This is a genomic window from Spirochaetia bacterium, assembly GCA_022482625.1.
Classification (GTDB): Bacteria; Spirochaetota; Spirochaetia; order Sphaerochaetales; family Sphaerochaetaceae; genus Pleomorphochaeta.
The window spans coordinates 2,295,711-2,316,361 of sequence record JAKVOU010000001.1; the positions used below are offsets into that span (position 1 = coordinate 2,295,711).

Sequence of the window (20,651 nt, forward strand, 5' to 3'; positions counted from 1 at the left end):
CAATATGATAATAAACCATTCAAATATTATAGATCAGATTTTAGATTATTTTAAGCAACAAATAACATCAGGGATATGGAAGGTTGGGGAAAAAATTCCTTCAGAAACAGTATTGGCGACTTCTTTAAATGTTAGCAGAACGAGTATCAGACAGGTAGTGAGTCAGCTTGTCGGTATCGGGGTGCTGAAACCTGAACAAGGAAAAGGTACATTCCTTGTGGGTACAGATCTTGATAATGCAAATGTTTTTACTGCTCAAGATTTTACTAATTTGGATCAAGTTTTAGAATTTAGGCAAATTATTGAGCCGGAAGCTTGTTTTTTATCTGTGTTGCATGGGGATAAAAATTTTATTTCTAGACTAGAAGAAAATTATGATATGATGAGAAATAAAAAAAATGATAAATCAAAGTTTATCAAGTTGGATTTACGGTTCCATCAAATTATTTGTCAAGCTTCAGCGAATCCTTTTATTGAAAAAACCACAAATCAGATTTTTGGGCCAATGCAAAATGGACAAGAAATTACACGAACAATTTTTGGCTGTGACGATGCATTGTTTCACCATTTGAAAATTCTTGAAGCAATAAAGAAACATGATGCAGAGGGAGCAAAACAGGCTTTGTTTGAACATTTGCAAAGTGCACGTGAGCGTATTGCAAAAAAATGACTTCAGTTTTTATTTTAATAACTTGTTGGACAACCGACAAATATTAGACAAAGATATTAAAAGAAGGATATATGGTTAGAATAAAAAAGATAAGAACAATATTTACTGCACCGGAAGGGATCAATTTGGTAGTGGTAAAAGTTGAAACAAATCAGGCAGGGTTATATGGATTGGGGTGTGCAACGTTTGCTTATAGGCATCTTGCCATAAAAACAGTTGTTGATGAATATTTGAATCCTTTGTTAAAAGATCGTGAAGTATCAGATATAGAAGAGATTTGGCAGTTGATGCATCAGAATGCTTATTGGCGAAATGGACCAATTGTTAATAATGCGATTTCCGGTGTGGATATGGCTCTATGGGATATTAAAGGCAAGATGGCTAACATGCCTTTGTATCAGTTGTTTGGTGGTAAATATCGTACAGGTATTCCTGTATATCGTCATGCTGACGGAAAAGATATTGAGGAATTATGCGATAATATAAATAAATATATGGAGATGGGAATAACAACAATTCGGTGTCAATGTGGAGGCTACGGTGGAGAAGATTTTGGGGTATATCCTACACATGTTCCACATGGGGCACGCTCAGGGGTCTATTTGAACGCTAAGACTTATATTCATGAGACGGTTAAGCTTTTTGAACAAATTAGAAGCAAGATTGGTTTTGGCATCAATTTAGTTCATGATGTACATGAAAGAATAACTCCAACAGATGCTATAACCTTAGCAAAAAGGTTGGAACCGTTTGAACTTTTCTTCTTGGAAGATCCAGTTCCTTTAGAACAGCTTGATTGGTTGAAACGTTTTAGGTCACAGACTTCAATACCAGTTGCAGAGGGAGAACTATTTAATCATCCAGATGAATGGAAAACTTTGATAGTAGAGCACTTGATAGATTTCATCCGGGTCCATATCAGTCAGATCGGAGGAATTACACCGGCTCGAAAATTACAAATTTTTGCTGAGCAATTTGGTGTCCGTACTGCTTGGCATGGCCCTGGGGACATGTCGCCGATTGCACATGCTGCAAATATACATCTTGATTTATCTGCTTCAAATTTTGGAGTTCAGGAATGGTCCGGGATTGAACCACCAAATTCGGTGATTCAAACATTGAGGAAAAATGACGGAGCTTTGCTTCAGGTATTTTCTGGGTTACCCGAATTTGACAATGGTTTTGTCTATCCTAATGATAAGCCGGGACTTGGCGTAGATATTGATGAAAAACAGGCAGCTAAGTTTCCTTGTGAAAACACAGTTACAACTTGGACACAAACTAGAAATAGTGATGGGTCGCTTCAAAAGCCTTAAATAAAAGAAAGAAAGATTAAAAGGAGGCAATGGTGTGCAATATTATAAAAAGTCAGATGCTGTTCGCCAAAACAAAAAAGGAATTGGATTGAGATGGCTTGGACAGGCTGGGTTTCTTTTGACAGATCTTGAAGGTGAAACGATTGGTATTGATTTATATCTTTCAGATTTGGCGGAGAGAAAGGATGGTAATAAACGTTTGACGCCAAGTGTTGTTTCTTCCAAGGAATTAAACTTGGTAGGATTACTTGCAACGCATGAACACACAGATCATCTGGATTTGGATTCCTTATCGGATTTGTTGCAGCCTGATGTGCCTTTGATCTGTAATAGTCAGTCTTATGTGTTATGCAAAAAACTTGGATTTCCGATGGATAATATTCATTCTCTTGAAAAAGGAGAATCAATACAGGTAAGAGATTTTTTTATTCAAGCGGTCTATGCACATCATGGTGATCTTTCCCCGACAGCCATTGGATTTCTAATATCAGTTTGTGGCTTGTTATTCTATTTTACCGGCGATACAAGTTTTGAATCTAAACAAATGGAATATGCCATCGGACAGTCGATTGATGTATTAATTCTTCCAATAAATGGAGAATTTGGAAATATGAATGAAAGGGATGCGGCAAGATTTGCCTTTGCAGTTCAGCCGAATTTAACTATACCCTGCCATTTCTGGACTTTCGCACGACATCGTGGGAACCCTTATGATTTTGAACTTGCAATGAAGCAAGTTGCACCTTGTTGCCAGACCTATGTCATGTCTCAGGGTGAGGAAATAATTATTGCAATTTGAATAAAAGGAGAAAAATATGAAGAAAATTCTTTGTATTGCAATGTGTCTGTTTGCTACTGGAGTGATATTTACTTCTTGTAGCAAATCATCAGAGAAAAGTTCTGCTTCCGCTGCTGTGGCAACAACTGCACAGCCGGTAAAGGAAAAGAAATTTAAAATTGCAGTTTCAAATGCCTATATGGGAAATGACTGGCGACAATTGATGATCAAAAGCTTAAAAGTTGCGGCAAGCAAGGAACCTTACCGTGATCAGGTAGACTTAAAAATTGTGAATAGTGAAAATTCTGCTGAAGCCCAGTCTTCTGCTATCGATGCGATGATTGAACAAGGGTATGATGCTATCTTGATTGATGCGTCATCTTCTACAGCTTTAATTCCTGCTATAAAAAGAGCATTGGCAAGCGGAATTACAGTTGTGACGTTTGACTCAGTGGTCCATACCGATGGTGTATATACTGTTCAGACTGATTTTGTTTCAATGGTTCAGGCTTGGGCAAAATATCTTTGTACGAAATGTGGAGAAGGAGCAAAAATTGCTGTTGATACAGGTATGCCTGGTTCTACAAACGGTAATACGATTTATGAAGCGGCTATGAAGGTATTTGATGAATATAACATGAAGGTTGTTGCTGAATATGCCTCACAATATGCAGATGGTATTTGTCAAGAACAGCTGTCTAGTGTTTTGGCGGCAAATCCGGATCTTGATGGTATCTTTTGTCAGGCTTATACAGAATCTTGTTATTCTGCACTTACCCAGGCAGGGATGAAACTGATTCCGTGTGCTACTTTTGATACTAATCTTGGTATGGTAACTGCGGAAAAAAATAACATGGATGTAATTATTGGGAATAATGGCCCTGGGATCGGTGTTATTGCAATGGATATTGCTCTACGGGTACTAAAGGGTGAGACCGTGGAAAAGGATACTTATCTTTCTGCTGGTTTATTTGTCAATGAAAAAGATAAGGATATTGATGTTGGGATGCCGACTCAAGTTATCAAAGAAGGTGTCAATTGTTGGAAGGATAAGGCAGATGGTTTGGATTGGCCTTTGTTCCCGTCAACTTTCTCAAAAGTTCAGATATCAGCAGATGACATTTCAGACTTTAATGCTAATTAGGGTAATTGGGGGACAGTGTGGCTGATCTAGAACTTATCGGTATTTCGAAACTGTTTGGCGGGCAATATGCTCTCAAGGATGTTTCAATGTCGTGTAACCGTGGAGAAGTTCGTGCACTGTTAGGCGAAAATGGAGCCGGCAAAAGTACTTTGCTCAAAGTACTTGCCGGTGCTTATAGTGCCGATAGTGGATCGATACATATTTTTGGGAAGGTGGCAAAAATTTCTTCTCCGAAAGATGCCATGAAATATGGTATAGGCTGTGTATATCAAGAACTTTCATTTATTCCTGACCTAACGGTTGCACAGAATATTTTTATTGGAAGATATCCTCGGACAAAAAGTGGTAGGATTGATCGGAAAAAACTTTATTCTTGGACAAGAGAACTTTTAAAGGAATATGAGATAGATACGATTGACCCAGAAACAAAAGTTGGTTCTTTATCTTTGTCCAAGAAACAAATGATAGAAGAGGTTTTTGCAAAACTCGAAACTGATGGGTCAGTGTGCATAAATATGCAGTTTTCTCAGCAGGATTCCCGGCCTGTGCCCGGAAGGGAAAGAAAGGGGAGAAACTGAGGGGAAGGCTGCACCGGCATGCCATGGTGCCGGGAGGACAGCCCCGCCCCGTACGGCAAAGGACAGGTGTACCGTCATCTTTTTCTTGAAAAACAATTCTTTTTAGGGTATGAAAAAAGGCTCGCTTTTGATATACTTTGATTGTAAAAAAGAATAAAAGGAGCCTTTACCATGGATAGTACACCGAACCGCCTTTCACTGCAACCCCTCCTCTTCGACCGGCAGGACCTGTGCGGCTGCTTCTTCCTTGAGCCCACCCCGAAGGAGGTGGAGTTCCTGCGCTACTGGCAGGCACTGGTTGCCCTGGTCCCCACGCGGCTTTCACGGCCTGCGGGAGGGCGTACCGGGCGCAGGGGCTACAGCCTGATGGACATACTGGCGGTGCGTGCGGTGCTGCTCTTCTTCCGCCTGGACACCGTCACGGCTGCGGTTGCCCTGCTGCAGTCGAGCCCGAACCTGAGGACGGTGACACAGCTGGGGCGGGTACCCAGCCCGTCGTCGGTGAGCAGGCGGACGTCACGGCTGCTGGAGGAGATGGACTTCCGGGGGATCCATGACCGGCTGTGCAGGCAGTTCTATGCAGGCAGGACGGTGTGCCACCTGAGCCTTGACAGCACGCCCGTGGATGCACGGGAGAAGCCTGCGGTGAGGGCGAAGCGGCAGAAGGGCCGGAGGGGCCGCCCGAAGGCCGGCAGCGCAGAGGAGAAGGCGGTGCAGGAAAGGAAGGGGCAGGAGGCACGCCTGGTGCAGCTGCGCGACAGCGGGGACCCCCATGCCTACCTGGCCACGCTGGAACAGCGGTGCACGGTCACGGGGAAGCGGAACAGCAGGGGGCACATGCAGTGGCGCGTGGGCTACAAGGTACACCTGGCAGTGGACGACAGCGGCATCCCGGTGGCCAGTGCGGTGACGGGGGCGTGCGTGCATGACACGCAGCCGGCGATCCCCCTGCTGCGCATCGCCGCAGGGCGGTGCACCTGGCTGTATGCCCTCATGGACGGTGGCTACAGCAGCGGGGCGATCAGGGACAGGGTGCTTGCCATGGGCAGGGTGCCGCTCATCGACTTCAAGGCCGACCGCAACGGGGCCAAGGAGGAGATGGACCCTGCGGGACGCGCCAGGTACCGGGCACGGACCACGGTGGAGCGTACCAACAGCGAGCTGAAGGAGTGTTTCCTGCCGAAGGCGCTGTACGGCCGGGGGCCGAGGGCACGTTTCGACCTGCGGCTTGCGGTGCTGCTGCTGACCGTCAAGCGGATGGGCAAGGTGCTGGAAGCACGGCAGCAGGCGGCAAGGAAGAAGAGCGCATAGCAGGAAGGAATGGAAATGATGGCAGAGTGCAGGCACCCGGGAGGGCGTCCGTCCTGCGTGTGCGCGCAGGCCTGCGGCAGGCCATGAAGGCTACGTGATGCGGCCGGTTTCCATCCCCTGCAGCTGTCAGGCATGGCTTCTGCATGGATATGCATCATCCGTGAATATTTATTCAGGCATTCGTGAGTTTTGCAAAAACCTCAGAAATCATTAAAATATTATCTAAAGACCCTGAGATTGTTATTTTAGATGAAGCAACGTCAGCCTTAGCTGAAAACAGAGTAAAATGGTTACTTTGCTTAGCTCGTAAACTGGCAAATAAAGGTAAGATAGTCATTTTTATTTCTCATCGAATGTCGGAAATTACAGATTGTTGCGATAATATTACAATTCTTCGTAATGGGGTTGTTTCGGGAAATTTGCCTATCAATAAAGATCTTGATTTGGATGAGGTAGTTTCCCTTATGCTTGGAAGGAAGCTGGAGAACTATTATCCCAAAATTGAATGCCATACCCAGCAATCACAATTGTTAGAATTGCATGATGTGCACTATCGGTCATTATTAAATCACATTGATTTTGTGTTGCACCATGGAGAAGTATTGGGGCTTGGTGGCTTGGCTGGACAGGGGCAAGCTGAATTATTACTTGGACTTTATGGTATCTGTCGATTGGAAGGGCAAGTAAGATTAAACAGGAAGGCTATTTCAATAAATTCTCCAAAGGAAGCTATATCACATCAAATTGCTTTAATTCCAGAAGAACGGGGCATTCAAGGACTTTTCTTGAGACTTGGTATTGATTTTAATATTTCAATTCCTTCTGTTGATAGTCTATCAAAATTTGGAGTTGTTGATGAATTGAAAGAAGAGCAACTTGTAGACAGATATATGAAGGCTCTTAGTATTAAAGCGCAAGGTAGGAAGAGTGCAGTACAGGAATTATCAGGGGGCAATCAGCAAAAGGTAGTTATGGCAAAAATTATGTCATGTAACCCTGAGTTGTATTTGATGCATGATATAACACGAGGTGTTGATGTCGGAACAAAAAGAGAAATGTTCAATATTGTAAGGAAGCTTGCATTGGAGGGCTGTGGGATTTTATATTTTTCGACAGATGTGGATGAATTGGTTCATGTTTGTGATCGTGTGCTTGTCATGCAAGATGGCTATGTAAGAGCAAATCTTGAAGGCAACGAGATTACGAAAGAAAATATTATCGGGGCATCGATAGGAGTATATAAATCAGGGGCAAAAAATGAATAATTGTATCGATAAAATAAAACAATTCCTATCTGAGAATTGGATTTTGCTTATTCCATATATTATGCTCTTTATTATTGTTTTTACCATGGGCATACTTAATGCCAATACGCTGAGTATTCGATATCTTGCAAATAAAATTGATGCTTCTTTTGTATTGATTCTTGTTGCGGTAGGACAGACATTTGTCTTGCTTACTGGTGGTTTTGATCTTTCCGTCGGAGGGATTATTTGTATTGTTAATTGTCTGGCTGCAACGCAAATGAATGGAAGTCTTGTTTCTATCTTATTTTGGTCCGTTGCTGGGTTGATTCTTGGCATAGCTATTGGCATGTTAAATGGTTTCATTATTGAAAAAACAGGATTACAACCTTTTATCGTAACTTTGGCAACACAATCCATATGCATGGGAGTTTCTCTCTTGATTCTTAAGGTCGATGGAGGAAATGTACCGACGGATTTTGTAAATGCGTTATTAACAAGAGTTGCTGGTATACCGATTTCAGCATTCATTTTGCTGGCATTGGTTCTTTGGTGGCTGTATTTTAAGCATACTCAAATTTGTACAAATATTTATGCGATAGGTAGTAATAAAAAATCAGCGGAACTCAACGGTGTTCCTGTATTGAAAACAATGGTATTCTCTTATGCCCTTTCAGGTGGTTTTGCTGCAGTTGCCGGATTGTTCAGGACTGTTGTTGCAGCTTCTGGTTCTCCGACAGCCGGAGGGGATTATGTAATGATTTCCATTTCAGCCGCTGTGATTGGTGGTACAGCATTGACAGGCGGCATAGGTGGTGTTTTAGGGACTATAATTGGTGCGTTTGTGCTGCGCTATATTTCTGATTTATTGGTGTTTATGTATGTTTCTTCCTATTGGTCTTCGTTGGTTCAGGGTGTACTCCTGATTTTAGCTGTAGCTTTGAGTGCTTATGGCACCATTCGCACAAAGCGTAAAGAAGGGATAAGTTGAATGATTTTAAATAAAATTAGGGAAAACTCATCGATTGTTGTTACATTCTTGATTGCTTTTGTGTTATTTGGCATTGTTTCAATTGCAAAACATGGATATGCAGATATCGCAAATATAAAAGTTTTATCAATATCTATTGCAATTTTAGGATTGACAGCTCTAGGACAGACCTTTCCAATATTGACTGGAGGTATGGATTTATCAATTCCATGGACTTTTTGCATCGGTGGTTATTTATGTGCAGCCGTATCCCAAGGCACGAATGGGAATCTGATTTTTGCAGTTCCTTTGGTTTTGCTTGTTGGACTTTTAATGGGACTTTTCAACGGATATGGTATTGCTTATGTCGGTATTGCTCCTGTCATAATGACTATGGCTTCTAATATTATTTTTCAAGGATTGTTGCTAGGCATAACAGGTGGAACTCCTGGTGGGAAGATACCCTCATTGATTAAACATATTTCGACAGGAAGTATAGGTCCTGTCAGTATGTTGTTTATCTTATGGATTTTAATATCATTACTTGCTTGGTTTACATTGAGCAAAAAAATTTACGGGCGAAAAATTTATGCGGTTGGAAACAGTGAAACCTGTAGTTTGTTTTCCGGTATCAATGTCAAGATGGTTAAAGTATCTGCTTATGCATTATGCAGTATGATGTCCGCATTGGCAGGAATGCTTTATGCAGGTAAAGTAAGCCAATTGTATCTAGGGATGGGAGATGCGTATCAGATGTCCTCAATATCTGCCGTAGCAATTGGCGGTATATCGCTTGTCGGTGGTAGCGGAAGCTATGTGGGGGCAATGGCTGGTTGTTTTGTCATTGTTATTTTGGATGGCCTTTTGACTGCTCTGAATTTTTCTCAGGGTATTCAAAAGATAATATATGGCATTGTGTTGTTCACGGCCGTATATATTTCTTCCAAGCGTCAGAAATAAGTATCGCACAAATATAATCACTACTTGTTCTGTTATCTGAATTAGTAAAATTATTTCCTGCATTTTAGCGGGTTATATAGGAGTGTCGTATGAAAGAAGTAATTATTACGCAACCACATGAATTTGAGGTACGTGAGGTTCCTGTTCCTGAATTGGAACAAGAAACAGATGTCTTGATAGAAATGAAAGCTGCTGGGGTCTGTGGGAGCGATCATCATATTTTTCAGGGATCTAATCCTTGTTCTTCCTATCCTCGGATTCCAGGCCATGAAAATGCTGGTATAATTGCAAAGATTGGATCAGCTGTAAAAAATGTCAAAGTAGGTGATCATGTTATAATTGATTTGCTTTCTGCGTGTGGAACGTGTTATCAATGCAAGATTGGACGAAGAAATGTTTGTGAAAATGTTCAGGTGCGTGGTTCTGGTGTCGATGGCGGTTGGCGGGAATATTTTACTGCACCTGCAAAAGAAGTCTATAAAATAGATGATGCGGTTAACTGGACTGATGCTGCTCTTGTAGAGCCCTATGCTATAGGTGCTCATTGTACTTCCCGAGGCCGTGTCGTTGAGAATGATGTGGTATTTATTTTGGGAATGGGAACCATTGGTTCGATTATCTTGCAGACGTGTAAGGCAAAAGGATGCAAAACTGTAATTTGTGCAGATATTGATCAACTTTCTTTAGACCGTGCAGTGGAGTATGGTGCTGATTATATAATCAATACGAAAAAAGAAAATTTAATAGCCAGAATACAAGAAATTACAAATAGGAAAGGTGTCACTATTGCTTTTGATGCTGCTTGTTTCCCTGGTTCACTTACGTTGTGTCTTCAACCAGGGATTATCTGCAATGCAGGAAGAATGGTCCCTATGGGGTTTAGTACCAGTAAAGAGGGAATAACCCAGGCTATGATAAACCAAAGAGAGCTTGATATTATTGGTTCTCGAATGTCCGAATTCCAATTTGAACCAACTATCAAAAGAATGGAAAACAAGGAATTTAATACAAAGGGGATTGCAACGAAAATTATTCCTTTCAATGAAATAGAAAAAGTTTTTGACTTCATTGAGCATCCTACTGCGGATTCAAAAAAAATGGTTATTGTATTCTGATTGATGAGGAGATATATAGATGAAATTTGATTATGCAAAAGAATTTAGTGTTGCTGGAAAATGTTGTATTGTAACAGGTGGAGCACAAGGTCTTTCAAGAGGAATGGCTGAAGGTTTATTGGAAAATGGAGCCCGAGTCGTGTTGATGGATATTCAAGAAGACAAATTGAAACAGGTGGTTGAATCCTATAATGATATGGGATATCAGGCTTATGGTGTCAGTGGAAATTTGAGTGATAGAAAGGATATCGATCGTATGTTCACAAAAGCGATGGAATATCTTGGCGGGCGATTGGATGTCCTTATTCCTGCTGCAGGTATTCAGCGTCGTCATTTACCTGAAGAGTTCCCGATGGACGAATGGGATCTTGTGATTAATATTAACTTGAACCATGTATTTATTATGTGTCAAAAAGCTTTAAAAGTGATGTTAACGCAGCCTGAAGGCGGAAAAATTATCAATATTGGTTCTATGGTTTCTTGGTTTGGAGGAACTACGGTTCCTGCATATACAGCAGCGAAAGGTGCTGTGACGCAACTTACTAAAAGTTTGGCAGTTGATTGTGCTGGACGTAACATTAATATTAATGCACTGGCTCCTGGCTATATGGATACTGAGATGTGTGCAAATATGAGTCAATCAAGAAAAGATGAATGTACGCTTAGAATTCCTGCAGGTCGTTGGGGTACACCTGAGGATATGAAAGGTCCTGTACTTTTCTTGGCTTCCCATGCTTCAGATTATCTTAATGGTGCAATCATTCCAGTAGATGGAGCTTACCTTGTAAAATAATAATTTTGTATGCAACGTAATAAAAAACAACCCTTGTGAATTTAAAGACAAAGGTTGTTTTTTATACCATACATCATGATTTTTATAAGGTGTCACTACCTTCCGAAGAAATGATCTCCGATATCTTCCCTATACCAGCTTCCTTCAAAGGAAATATTGTCAATGAACCTGTAAGCCTGGCGGTTGGCATTGAGAATATTGTTTGCCCTGCCTACCACAGTGACACAACGTCCGCCTGTAGTAACTAGCTGACATCCCTTCTTTGCTACACATCCAAAGAAAAAGAGCGGGAAATCTGCAAAGGTGTTGAGTAACATCGGAGATGGAATCGGTTTCAATGGCTTGTTGATAATCGGACCCTGCGGATATCCTTGGCTGGCAACGACGACTGCCGTACAGCTGTCATCGGAAACTTTCAAGGTAATTTTGTCTAGCGTCTGATTGTCCATTGCCTGGCAGATTTCTGCGATATCGGTATTGATCAGCGGAATTATCGATTGCGCGGCAGGATCATTGAACCGTACATGGAAATCAACCAATACCGGCCCTTTTTCCGTATTGATCAAGGAAAGTGTAAAGACTCCTTTATAGATAAGATGTTCTTCAATCAATCCTGTGACAAACGGATTGACGATCTTTTTCTTTATTTGATCTATTATTTTTTCACCTACCGGTACTGGGCTGATTGCGCCCATGCCACCTGTAGGGGTGCCATGCCAACCGGTCTTTGCGTATTCACTGCAGAGCGGAAGCATCAGATAATGCTTTCCATCAAGCATCAGGGTAACTGTCAGAGGCAGACCCGACAAATGGTCCTCAATGATGATCGGTGAATTTTTCAGCAGACTTGATGAAAAAGCAAGCAGAGCATCTTTGTCTTCACTATCAATCATGACACGGCTCGGAGCCTGCATGTTGCTTTTTATGACATAGCATTTACTCGGGTGGTTGTTGAGGAAAGTCCGTAATTCAGCTTCTTGTTTGAAGAAAAGATAGTTCGGGATGGGAATGCCATGCCGTTCGGCAAAATCTCTGCTGAACTGCCTGTCGTTTTCCAAAGGAAGGGCTTCTGCGGTCGCTCCGTACACAGTAATACCGTTTTGTTTTAGTTTTTCAACGACTCCCGTATAGAGAGGACCTTCCGTTCCGATGAAAACAGTATCAATCTGATGGACTCTGCAGGCCCTGATGACACTTTGTGGAGACTGCGGGTCAACATAGCTCAGGTTGATTGCTATAGACTCTGTCCCTACGTTACCTGGAGCTGCATAAAGGCCGCTGATCAGCTTGCTGTTTGAAAACCACCAGGTCAATGCATGGTCCTTGGCTCCGGAGCCAAGAATTAATACTCTCATCAGTTTCTCTCCCTGTTTGATTTAAGGTATCATTTGTACAGGATACGGTCAACACAATGGCTCCAAGGCATGTATATACTCTTGTTCAGTCTTGCATGTCATGAGCTGTTTTTTCAAAGCTGTTCCTCCTGGAATTCCTTTGAGATAAGCACAGCAATGTTTTCGCATTTCCCGCGTCGCTACGTTTTCCCCATAGTATTTGATCATCAGGTTCAATTGCCTGAGTATGAGTTCTTTCCTTTCGCTGTTTGAAAGGGGTTGAGGCGGAAGGCCTTCTGTCAGGAGTGCCTGTGTCTGGCTGAAAATGCTTGGATTGCCTATGGCTCCCCGGGCAAACATGATGCCGTCTACATCGGTAGCAACAAACATCCGTCCTGCGTCTTGGGGAGAAAACAAGTCACCTGAGCCTATTACGGGTACCTGGGGAAAATGCTCATGGGTCCATGCAGCAAGTTTTTCCAATCTGTCCCAATGTGCAACGGGCGCATAACCTTGGGACCTGGTCCTGGCATGCATGGTCAGCATGGCTGCTCCATTGTCCAAGGCAATCTTTGCGAATTCCATGTAATTTTCGCTTTCACTGTCCCAGCCGGTCCTGAACTTTACACTTACAGGGCGGCCACTGTGCTTTGCAAGATAATTGACCAGCTTGCCCATGGTTCCGGGATTTTTCATCAGAGCACTTCCTGCCCCTGTCTTGATGACTTTCGGTACAGGACAGCCGCAGTTGAGGTCGATGATGGTTGGGTTTGCTTCAAGCAGAGGGACAAGTCCACGTTCCAAGGAATCAAGTTCTCCTGTAAATATCTGTATGATGAACTGCTCTTCCTCAGGGGCCCTTTCCATCAGCATGCAGGTCTTTGCGTTTCTTCTTGCTATTCCTTCACTGCTGACCATTTCTGATACGGTGATACTGGCCCCGTGCTCAAGACATAGCATCCGGAAGGGTTTGTCTGTGTAACCTGCCATCGGGGCGAGGATGAGATTCCCTTTTATCGATATACCTTGTACGCTCAGATCATGATAGTAGCTTTTTTCCTGCATATGGTTTTCAGTCGGTTCCTTATGATGTATGATGAGTATAGTGATTTTCTTCTTGCTGGACAAGGATGTTTGACTTTCCTTGTGATGCGTGATACAGTAATCAACAATCTAATTATTATTTTTCAGCCAAACAGATAGGGCGATTAAAGAGTGAAGAACAATACACATAGAAAAGAGCAGGGATCTGGTCGGAATGACCTTGATTCTCCATCAGAAGGATATATTTTCCTTGTCAGGAATCCTGCATCAAATGAATCAGGCATCTGTGCCTGGAATGAGATGATAGCAAATGGTACCCTTGTGGTTTTCGAGACAAGATATGGCCTTGACCTCGGTGTCGTCGTTGCAGATGCTTCTCATCTGAGGCGCAAGTATGTTCCGGGGAACCGCAACGTCTGTGGTTGTCTTTGCCCTGGGATGAATATTGGAACAGAGAAGAAAGACAATGGTCAGCCACCTGTTGCCGACGAGAGTGTCCAGGAATCTGATACCGTAGCAGACGAAGTTTCCGTAAGTGCTCCGGAAGACGAACAGACAGTTGCAACGGTGCAAAATCCAACCGATGCCGACGTGGATGAAAATGAAGTCATCTTCAGTGCTGATGAGGAAGAGAATTCCATTCCGACTGAGTCGGAACAGATGAATCGTCCGGTAAAGGTCAGTATTCCTGATGATATGTCCTGGTTGGAAAGGATTGCAACCAGGGATGACCTCAACAGGTATCGGCAGCTTTCCCGTCGTGAGGATGACGCGATGCGCGTATGCAGGGAAAAGATAGCGAAGCATGGACTCAATATGAAATTGGTTACAGCACATTTCCTGTTGCTGGAGCCTAAAGTCGTATTTTTCTTTACTGCCGATGTTCGTGTTGATTTCCGTGAATTGGTCAAGGACCTTGTTTCGGTTTTCAAGATAAGGATAGAACTGCGGCAGATAGGTGTCAGGGATGAAAGCCGTGTATTGGGCGGCCTTGCGGTCTGTGGCCGGGATTTCTGTTGCCATGGGGTTACTGACAAACTTTCTCCGGTATCAATCAAGATGGCGAAGGAACAGAACCTTTCACTTAATTCAATGAAGATATCGGGGCCTTGCGGCAGGTTGCTCTGTTGCCTTGCCTATGAACAGGATTTCTATGTCGAAGAAAAGAAGAACTATCCTCCTGAGGGTAGCCGCATCAAAGTCGGTCATGACCTTATGAAAGTTTCTGAGGTGAATATCCTGTCCCATAAGATTACTTTGGTAGGGCCTGAGGGACGCGTCATGTATATTGATGGAAGTAAGACATATTTCAACCAAAGTGCGAATCATTGGATGATAGAAAAGGAGTATCTGGAAGAACTTTTATCGTAGGGGAGAACGTGTTTTTTTAAAGGTGTTTTTAACTCTCTGTAAAAAAATACGTAATTTCTGTTGGAAAAATAAAGTACGGTATTGACTGATGAAAATGTCTGTGATAGTTTAGTAATCCGTCAGCTTGCGCCGACTCATTTTATTAAATGATATAATTTTATATTTAGCAAAGCATAAGTAATATTATTTGGAGGTATTACGTGTCTAACAACAATTCCGCTAAGAAAAGAGAAAGGCAGAACGAAGTTCGTCGCCAGAGGAACCACGCAGTAAAAAGCGAGGTCCGTACCTCAGTCAAGAAATTCGAAAAGGCCCTGGCTGACAATGATAAGACTGCCGCGGAAGCACAGATGGCTGTTTGCTTCAAGCTCTTGGACTCTGCTACCAGCAAAGGTGTGATGCCCCGCAACACTACCAGCCGGAAAAAGTCAAGGATATATCACGCTTTCAGCAAGCTCGCATAGATCCGTTGATTTAGGCTTTTACCCTTGGTAGTAATTCCAAGGAACCCTATTCTGATATAATAAGGAGAAATCCATGGCAAACGTAGAAAAATTAACAAAGGCTACCATCATTGAAAATCTCTACAATAAGATGAGGGAGAGATGCCCTGATACTGAGATTTCACGGACTGAGATTCACATGATCGTCGATGAATTCTTCGAAGAAGTCAAAGATGGTCTCAAGAGAGATCAAGTAATTGAATTGCGTGGATTCGGTACTTTCGAGGTGCATACCAGAAAGCAGAGAGAACGTGCACACAATCCTAAGACCGGTGCTCCTGTTACTGTCGATACTCACGGAGTTGCTTTTTTCCGTCCCGGTAGGGAACTGAAGGAAAAGGTCTGGAACCTTCGCGGTGAGGGCGACCAGGCAGATGATGAAGAATAGAACCTTCATTGTTAATGGAGAATTGATCATTGATTGATTTGTATGCCGACAGGAACCTCAGGACTATATGTTCTGAGGTCCTGCTACTTCTGTGCTCAGCCTTTATATTTGCGCTTGCTTTCCCTAGCTTCCTGAATTTCAATGGATTCAGTCCCTTGGCATTCGTAGCGCTGATACCGATGTTCAGTGTCATCCATCTGACAAGCTGGAAACTGACGCCTTTGTATGGGTTCCTCTGGGGATTTGTCTTCTATCTGATATTCAACTATTGGCTGGCGACATTTCATCCTTTGGCTATCATAATCGCGCCTTTTATCAAGGCTGTTGAGCTGCTGTTGCTTTTCCCTTGTCTCAAGGCTGCAGACAGATGGTTGGGCAAGCGCCGTTATCTGGCCATGTCCATCATCTACGTTGCCTATACCTATCTTTCCCAGGATTGGTTTGCGGGGTACCCTTATGGGATGCTAGGATATGCTCCCTATGACTTGCTGCCGTTTATACAGATAGTTTCCGTCACCGGAGTATGGGGGGTAAATTTACTGATGGTATTGCCCCAGATATGGGTCGGTATCTATTTGGGAGATTATATCAGTGGGAAAAATCGTGGAAGTTTCAGAGACTATTGTACCGGTTATAAGGCTGATATCATCATTTTCCTTGGTATCATTGCTGCGGTACTCGTCTTTGGTTTCCAGCAGATGCATGTGTGGGAACAGAAAAAACCTGACCGGACGTGGAAAGTAGCTACGGTACAGCATAGTGCTGACTCATGGAAAGGTGGGTATACCACTTACAAACGGAATTTCAACAATCTGCGGATGTATAGCCTTGAAGCACTTCAGGGACACCCTGATATCATCATCTGGAGTGAGACGGCTTTCGTACCAAGTGTAGCGTGGCATGAAAAGTATCCCAGTGATCCTGAAACCAGTGCTCTTGTCGAAGAGTTCGTCAAATTCGGCAAGCAGCTTCCGGTCCCCTTGGTAACAGGTAATCCTGACGGGGTCCTTGATGATCCTAATAAACCTGCTGTTGCCGCGGACGGCAGTTGGAATAGAAAAGACTATAATTCCGTCATTTTCTTTGAAGACGGGAAAATCAAGAATACATATAGGAAACAGCATTTGGTTCCATTTACAGAGTATTTCCCGTATGGCAAGATCTTTCCCCGTTTTTATCATCTGCTGCAAAAAATGGGTTACCATTGGTGGCTTGAGGCAAAAGATCCTGTCGTGTTCTCGACTGCTGATGGTGTCAAGTTTTCTACGCCTATCTGTTTTGAGGACGTATTCGGGGAACTGTCTGCACAATTTGTCAGGAACGGTGCGAATGTCATTATGAATATGACGAATGACGGATGGTCCAAGTCAGCAATTGCTGAACAGCAGCATGCAGCCATTGCTGTCTATCGCAGCATCGAGAACCGTAAGGCGACGATCAGGGGTACAAACAGCGGTATTACCTGTCTTATTGATCCTGTAGGTCATATCATTGATCCTATGGAGCCTTTCAAGGCGGGCTGGCATATTTATAAGGTACCGGTGTATGAAAGCAGTACGAATGGTATGACGTTCTTTACGGAGCATGACAACTGGCTTGCCAAGCTTTGCGTGTGGGCTTCAGTATATATTCTTGCCTTTGCTGCTGTTCTGCAGATAGCCAAGCGGGTCAGTCAGAAGAAGGCCAGTCATGACTAGGCCAATCTGTTCCCTTTGTATGGTTTCCGGTAATCTTTCTGCAGAGGGGGTTGTTTCTTCTTTGGAGAAAGAATTTGACATCCGGGTCAATCGGTTGCTGTGCATCCGTAACATTGAAGACCTGATGCCTGTACTGGAAGATTTTGCGACTGGAAGCAGCCTGATGATAGTCAGCGGAGAGCTTTCTTCCGAATCAGTGGCTTGTATAAAGTCCATGTTACAACCGGTCCTTTCTTTTTGTGATGATTTTTGTGGTAGAGCTATTGGGTTCCATGCTTTCTTTGGGACAACAGCTCTTGCTGTCCTTCCTCAGGTTTCTTTGATGGAATTGCTTCCGTCATGGCTGGAAGATGCCGTAGGAGCTTTGGATGTCAGGGAAACATATATGGTACATCTGATTGGTATGGAACGGTTGACAGCGCTCTGTAGCAAGTATCAGGAGGGTGGTGTCCGTTGGTCTTTGCGACATCAGGGAGAAGCGATTGCTTTGTCTCTTTTCGGTGCTGACAAGATAGCATGTTCCTTGTTTGGACAAAGGATTTCTTCCTTGTTGGGTGCCGAATTGGTAATTCCTGGTACGAGGGATGCCTTGACGATATTGGAGGATGCACTGCTTGCTTCCGGAGAGACGATATGTTGTGCTGAGAGTTGTACAGGCGGGCTCTGTGCCAAGTTGCTTACTGACCGACCGGGTAGCTCTGCATACTTCATCGGCGGTGCGGCTACCTATGCGCTTCAGGCAAAAATGACTATGTTAGGGGTAAAAGCCAAGACTTTGGCTGTCTATACTGCTGTATCTTCCCAGACTGCAAGGGAAATGGCACAGGGGGTACGGGCTGTACTGAAGACCGATTGGGCTTTTGCAACCACAGGTATAGCCGGTCCTGGCGGTGGAAGTGAAAAAGATCCCGTGGGAACGGTATGGTTCGGTTTTGCCTCTGAAAAATATACACCTCAGGCTGTATGTCTGCATTTCTTAGATGAAGGAAGAGCCGGCATCAGGCAAAAAGCAGCCATGGCTGCTATGGTTCTTGCCGGTTGCTACCGAAAGGGGAAGAGCTTGCTTGACATAGCCTCGCGGTGGCAATATATTTAGTGTGTAGACGGAACCAGGGGGTATGTCCTGTCTGCTTTCCTTTCATTCACTATCATTTTTTTTGTTATATTTTCGGGCAGGCCTTGGGTCACGGATTATATACTGAGATTGCCTGACTGTCCAATAATTTCTTTTTTTTCAAGTTGATGTTGGCCTTGCTGTTTAGCATGGTGGCCGAAAACAACTGATGGAGTTGATTATCTATGCCAGAACTATTTGATGAAGAGGGCGTGTCTGCAAAAGAGACAGAGGCAGAAGCACGCACTGATGCTGCCTCATCGACCAAGAAAACCGTAAGACGTAAGGTCAGTACAGCAAAGAAAACGACGAGGACACGTCGTTCTGCTGTCAAATCCAAAGTGGAGAAGGAATCGGAAGGTTCCAACAGCAACCAATTGGATCTTGGTTTCTTGGATGATACTGCAGAGGCGGAACCTAAGAAGACTGTCAAGCCTACGGCTGCCAGAAGACGGACTACACGGAAGAAAATTTCAAAAGTTGCTGTTCCTGAACCAGAGATGAAACAACCTGTTGCTGTACCTGTTGCTACGGCACCTGTAGCTGATGAAAAGCAAAAGGAACCTGCAGAAGTGTCTGCTCCGGTTTCTGCGGTACCTCCTGCACGGACTGCTACCGGACGGCAATCGTCGCAACCTGTAGTTCCTGCTTCTTCCCCTGTGGAAGGAAACAAGACCGATCAGAGAAAAAGGCTGCCGACTTCGGTCGCTGAGGAAAACAAGACGGTCAGGAAAGGAGATGAAGAACAAAGGTCTTACCCTGACAAGTATGTTTCTTCTGAAAACCGCTTACCACAGAGACCACAGCAACGTCCGAACAATTCATTGGGAAGCAACAACAACAGACGGAACAACAACAATATCCGTTCTAACCGTAACAATTCCCATCCCAATAACCGTAACAACAGAAACAATCGCCACAGCCGCTATGAAGAAAGGATTGAAGAAGTAGACATTGAACAGAATCCCGATGCTCCTAAGCTGTTGCTTAATACCTATGCTGAAATGAGTCTTGCGAAAGTGAGGGAAGAGGGCGTTGCCAGAGGTATTGATCCTGTGGAAATCCTTGACTATGACAAGCAACAGGTGCTTACCGAAGTACTGAGGCAACATGCAGCAGCCAAGGGTATCATCATGGTGTACGGAACCTTGGAAGTCCTCAATGATGGATATGGCTTTCTTCGTAGTGCAATGAACAGCTATCTTTCCGGTGCTGAAGATATCTACGTTTCCGCGAATCTTATCAAATCCAATGCGCTGAAGACCGGCGATGTAGTGGAAGGACAGGTGAAGACTCCTCATGACAATGAAAAGTTCTTCGGTCTGTACAAGGTACTCAAGGTCAATGGTGAAGATCCCATAAAAGCAAAGACACGGCCTTCCTTTGACAGTCTCACACCGATATTCCCTGATGAGAGACTGAAGCTGGAGACGACATCGGAGGATCTTTCCTGCCGTTTCATTGATATGTTCTGCCCGATCGGCAAGGGGCAGCGTTCTCTTATAGTTGCACCTCCCCGTACCGGCAAGACCGTGCTGATGCAGAAGATTGCAAATGCCATCAGTACAAACAGCCCTTCGGTAGAGCTGATCGTATTGCTTGTGGACGAACGTCCTGAGGAAGTCACTGACATGCGGCGCAGCGTCAAGGGAGAAGTCGTTGCTTCTACTTTTGATGAACAGGCATCCCGGCATGTCCAAGTGGCAGAGATGGTCATTGAAAAGGCCAAGCGGATGGTTGAATATGGCAAGGATGTCGTGATTCTTCTCGATTCCATTACCCGTCTTGCAAGGGCATATAACCAGACTTCTCCTGCAAGCGGCAAGATTTTGAGCGGCGGTGTTGATTCCAATGCCCTTCACAAACCCAAGCGTTTCTTCGGCGCTGCCAGGAATATGGAAGGTGGCGGAAGCCTTACCATCATAGCAACTGCCCTGATTGAGACCGGGTCGAGGATGGATGAAGTTATCTTTGAGGAATTCAAAGGGACAGGAAACAATGAAATCGTCCTTGACCGTCGTCTTTCAGATAGAAGGATATTCCCTTCGATCAATGTCAAGAAATCCGGAACCAGGAGGGATGATCTGTTGTTGCCACCTGAAGAAGCTGGTAAGATCTGGATTTGCAGAAATGCAATAAATGACCTTGATGAAGTAGAACAGACACCTTTCCTTATTGACAAGATGCGTAAAGCTGTAAATAATGAAACGTTCCTGAAGATGATGAATACTCAGGACAACAGCAAGGTAGTGCTGGGATCATACTAGAAATTTATCTGCTGTCAAGGCTATGACCGTATCAGCAGATTGATATATTGTCTG

Annotated in this window: 19 protein-coding genes; 17 read left to right on the forward strand and 2 right to left on the reverse strand. The window is 43.8% G+C overall.

The features are described 5' to 3' along the window. Positions 1-4 precede the first annotated feature (4 nt). From LKE40_10470 to LKE40_10520, 11 genes are all read left to right on the forward strand, one after another. Positions 5-670 (forward strand): FadR family transcriptional regulator, encoded by a 666-nt coding sequence (locus LKE40_10470; protein ID MCH3917850.1) that lies wholly within the window; start codon positions 5-7, stop codon positions 668-670. Positions 671-741: 71 nt separating this feature from the next. Then, positions 742-1,986 carry a starvation-sensing protein RspA gene (locus tag LKE40_10475; protein ID MCH3917851.1) on the forward strand — a complete coding sequence of 415 codons (1,245 nt, stop codon included), beginning with the start codon at positions 742-744 and terminating at the stop codon, positions 1,984-1,986. Between the two features lie 34 nt (positions 1,987-2,020). Beyond that, the gene (locus LKE40_10480; GenBank protein ID MCH3917852.1) at positions 2,021-2,785 is read left to right on the forward strand and encodes an MBL fold metallo-hydrolase; all 765 of its coding nucleotides are present in this window, start codon (positions 2,021-2,023) and stop codon (positions 2,783-2,785) included. Between the two features lie 16 nt (positions 2,786-2,801). Next, on the forward strand, positions 2,802-3,908 hold the full coding sequence (locus LKE40_10485) for a sugar ABC transporter substrate-binding protein (GenBank protein ID MCH3917853.1): 1,107 nt from the start codon (positions 2,802-2,804) through the stop codon (positions 3,906-3,908). An 86-nt stretch (positions 3,909-3,994) separates the two neighbouring features. Next, on the forward strand, positions 3,995-4,486 hold the full coding sequence (locus LKE40_10490) for an ATP-binding cassette domain-containing protein (protein MCH3917854.1): 492 nt from the start codon (positions 3,995-3,997) through the stop codon (positions 4,484-4,486). A gap of 171 nt (positions 4,487-4,657) precedes the next feature. Then, positions 4,658-5,797: a transposase gene (locus tag LKE40_10495; GenBank protein ID MCH3917855.1), complete on the forward strand. Its 1,140-nt coding sequence runs from the start codon at positions 4,658-4,660 to the stop codon at positions 5,795-5,797. Between the two features lie 182 nt (positions 5,798-5,979). Further along, entirely contained in the window at positions 5,980-7,062 is a 1,083-nt protein-coding gene (locus LKE40_10500; GenBank protein ID MCH3917856.1) for an ATP-binding cassette domain-containing protein, read from the forward strand. Next, positions 7,055-8,032: an ABC transporter permease gene (locus LKE40_10505; GenBank protein MCH3917857.1), complete on the forward strand. Its 978-nt coding sequence runs from the start codon at positions 7,055-7,057 to the stop codon at positions 8,030-8,032. The genes LKE40_10500 and LKE40_10505 overlap by 8 nt, the downstream gene beginning before the upstream one ends. Continuing rightward, complete coding sequence (locus LKE40_10510; GenBank protein ID MCH3917858.1) at positions 8,033-8,971, forward strand: ABC transporter permease; 939 nt, start codon at positions 8,033-8,035, stop codon at positions 8,969-8,971. Between the two features lie 89 nt (positions 8,972-9,060). Beyond that, positions 9,061-10,086, forward strand: a complete 1,026-nt coding sequence (locus LKE40_10515) for an alcohol dehydrogenase catalytic domain-containing protein (GenBank protein MCH3917859.1) — start codon at positions 9,061-9,063, stop codon at positions 10,084-10,086. 19 nt (positions 10,087-10,105) lie between these two features. Then, positions 10,106-10,879: an SDR family oxidoreductase gene (locus tag LKE40_10520; GenBank protein ID MCH3917860.1), complete on the forward strand. Its 774-nt coding sequence runs from the start codon at positions 10,106-10,108 to the stop codon at positions 10,877-10,879. A 95-nt stretch (positions 10,880-10,974) separates the two neighbouring features. On the opposite strand, the gene purD is transcribed toward LKE40_10520, so the two are convergent. Then, complete coding sequence (gene purD / locus LKE40_10525; GenBank protein ID MCH3917861.1) at positions 10,975-12,234, reverse strand: phosphoribosylamine--glycine ligase; 1,260 nt, start codon at positions 12,232-12,234, stop codon at positions 10,975-10,977. A 48-nt stretch (positions 12,235-12,282) separates the two neighbouring features. Continuing rightward, positions 12,283-13,341, reverse strand: coding sequence for a tRNA dihydrouridine synthase DusB (gene dusB, locus LKE40_10530; GenBank protein MCH3917862.1), 1,059 nt, complete (start codon positions 13,339-13,341; stop codon positions 12,283-12,285). 87 nt (positions 13,342-13,428) lie between these two features. On the opposite strand from dusB, the gene LKE40_10535 reads away from it, so the two are divergent. The 6 genes from LKE40_10535 (at position 13,429) to rho (ending at position 20,597) form a co-directional block, all read left to right on the forward strand. Next, positions 13,429-14,628 carry a hypothetical protein gene (locus LKE40_10535; protein MCH3917863.1) on the forward strand — a complete coding sequence of 400 codons (1,200 nt, stop codon included), beginning with the start codon at positions 13,429-13,431 and terminating at the stop codon, positions 14,626-14,628. 200 nt (positions 14,629-14,828) lie between these two features. Next, entirely contained in the window at positions 14,829-15,092 is a 264-nt protein-coding gene (gene rpsT / locus LKE40_10540; protein ID MCH3917864.1) for a 30S ribosomal protein S20, read from the forward strand. 73 nt (positions 15,093-15,165) lie between these two features. Further along, a complete protein-coding gene (locus tag LKE40_10545) occupies positions 15,166-15,519 on the forward strand; it encodes an integration host factor subunit beta (GenBank protein ID MCH3917865.1) in 354 nt (117 codons plus the stop codon). 29 nt (positions 15,520-15,548) lie between these two features. Then, positions 15,549-17,216 (forward strand): apolipoprotein N-acyltransferase, encoded by a 1,668-nt coding sequence (gene lnt / locus LKE40_10550; GenBank protein ID MCH3917866.1) that lies wholly within the window; start codon positions 15,549-15,551, stop codon positions 17,214-17,216. Then, a complete protein-coding gene (locus tag LKE40_10555; GenBank protein MCH3917867.1) occupies positions 17,209-18,312 on the forward strand; it encodes a nicotinamide-nucleotide amidohydrolase family protein in 1,104 nt (367 codons plus the stop codon). The genes lnt and LKE40_10555 overlap by 8 nt, the downstream gene beginning before the upstream one ends. A 518-nt stretch (positions 18,313-18,830) precedes the next feature. Continuing rightward, positions 18,831-20,597, forward strand: a complete 1,767-nt coding sequence (gene rho / locus LKE40_10560) for a transcription termination factor Rho (protein MCH3917868.1) — start codon at positions 18,831-18,833, stop codon at positions 20,595-20,597. Positions 20,598-20,651 lie beyond the last annotated feature (54 nt).

Excerpts from the sequence above, each read along its gene's own strand:
- LKE40_10470 (MCH3917850.1), top strand. The coding sequence starts at position 5 with ATGATAATAAACCATTCAAATATTATAGATCAGATTTTAGATTATTTT.
- LKE40_10475 (MCH3917851.1), top strand. The coding sequence starts at position 742 with ATGGTTAGAATAAAAAAGATAAGAACAATATTTACTGCACCGGAAGGG.
- LKE40_10485 (MCH3917853.1), top strand. The coding sequence starts at position 2,802 with ATGAAGAAAATTCTTTGTATTGCAATGTGTCTGTTTGCTACTGGAGTG.
- LKE40_10490 (MCH3917854.1), top strand. The coding sequence starts at position 3,995 with ATGTCGTGTAACCGTGGAGAAGTTCGTGCACTGTTAGGCGAAAATGGA.
- LKE40_10495 (MCH3917855.1), top strand. The coding sequence starts at position 4,658 with ATGGATAGTACACCGAACCGCCTTTCACTGCAACCCCTCCTCTTCGAC.
- LKE40_10505 (MCH3917857.1), top strand. The coding sequence starts at position 7,055 with ATGAATAATTGTATCGATAAAATAAAACAATTCCTATCTGAGAATTGG.
- LKE40_10510 (MCH3917858.1), top strand. The coding sequence starts at position 8,033 with ATGATTTTAAATAAAATTAGGGAAAACTCATCGATTGTTGTTACATTC.
- LKE40_10515 (MCH3917859.1), top strand. The coding sequence starts at position 9,061 with ATGAAAGAAGTAATTATTACGCAACCACATGAATTTGAGGTACGTGAG.
- LKE40_10520 (MCH3917860.1), top strand. The coding sequence starts at position 10,106 with ATGAAATTTGATTATGCAAAAGAATTTAGTGTTGCTGGAAAATGTTGT.
- purD (MCH3917861.1), bottom strand. The coding sequence starts at position 12,234 with ATGAGAGTATTAATTCTTGGCTCCGGAGCCAAGGACCATGCATTGACC.
- LKE40_10545 (MCH3917865.1), top strand. The coding sequence starts at position 15,166 with ATGGCAAACGTAGAAAAATTAACAAAGGCTACCATCATTGAAAATCTC.
- LKE40_10555 (MCH3917867.1), top strand. The coding sequence starts at position 17,209 with ATGACTAGGCCAATCTGTTCCCTTTGTATGGTTTCCGGTAATCTTTCT.
- rho (MCH3917868.1), top strand. The coding sequence starts at position 18,831 with ATGAAACAACCTGTTGCTGTACCTGTTGCTACGGCACCTGTAGCTGAT.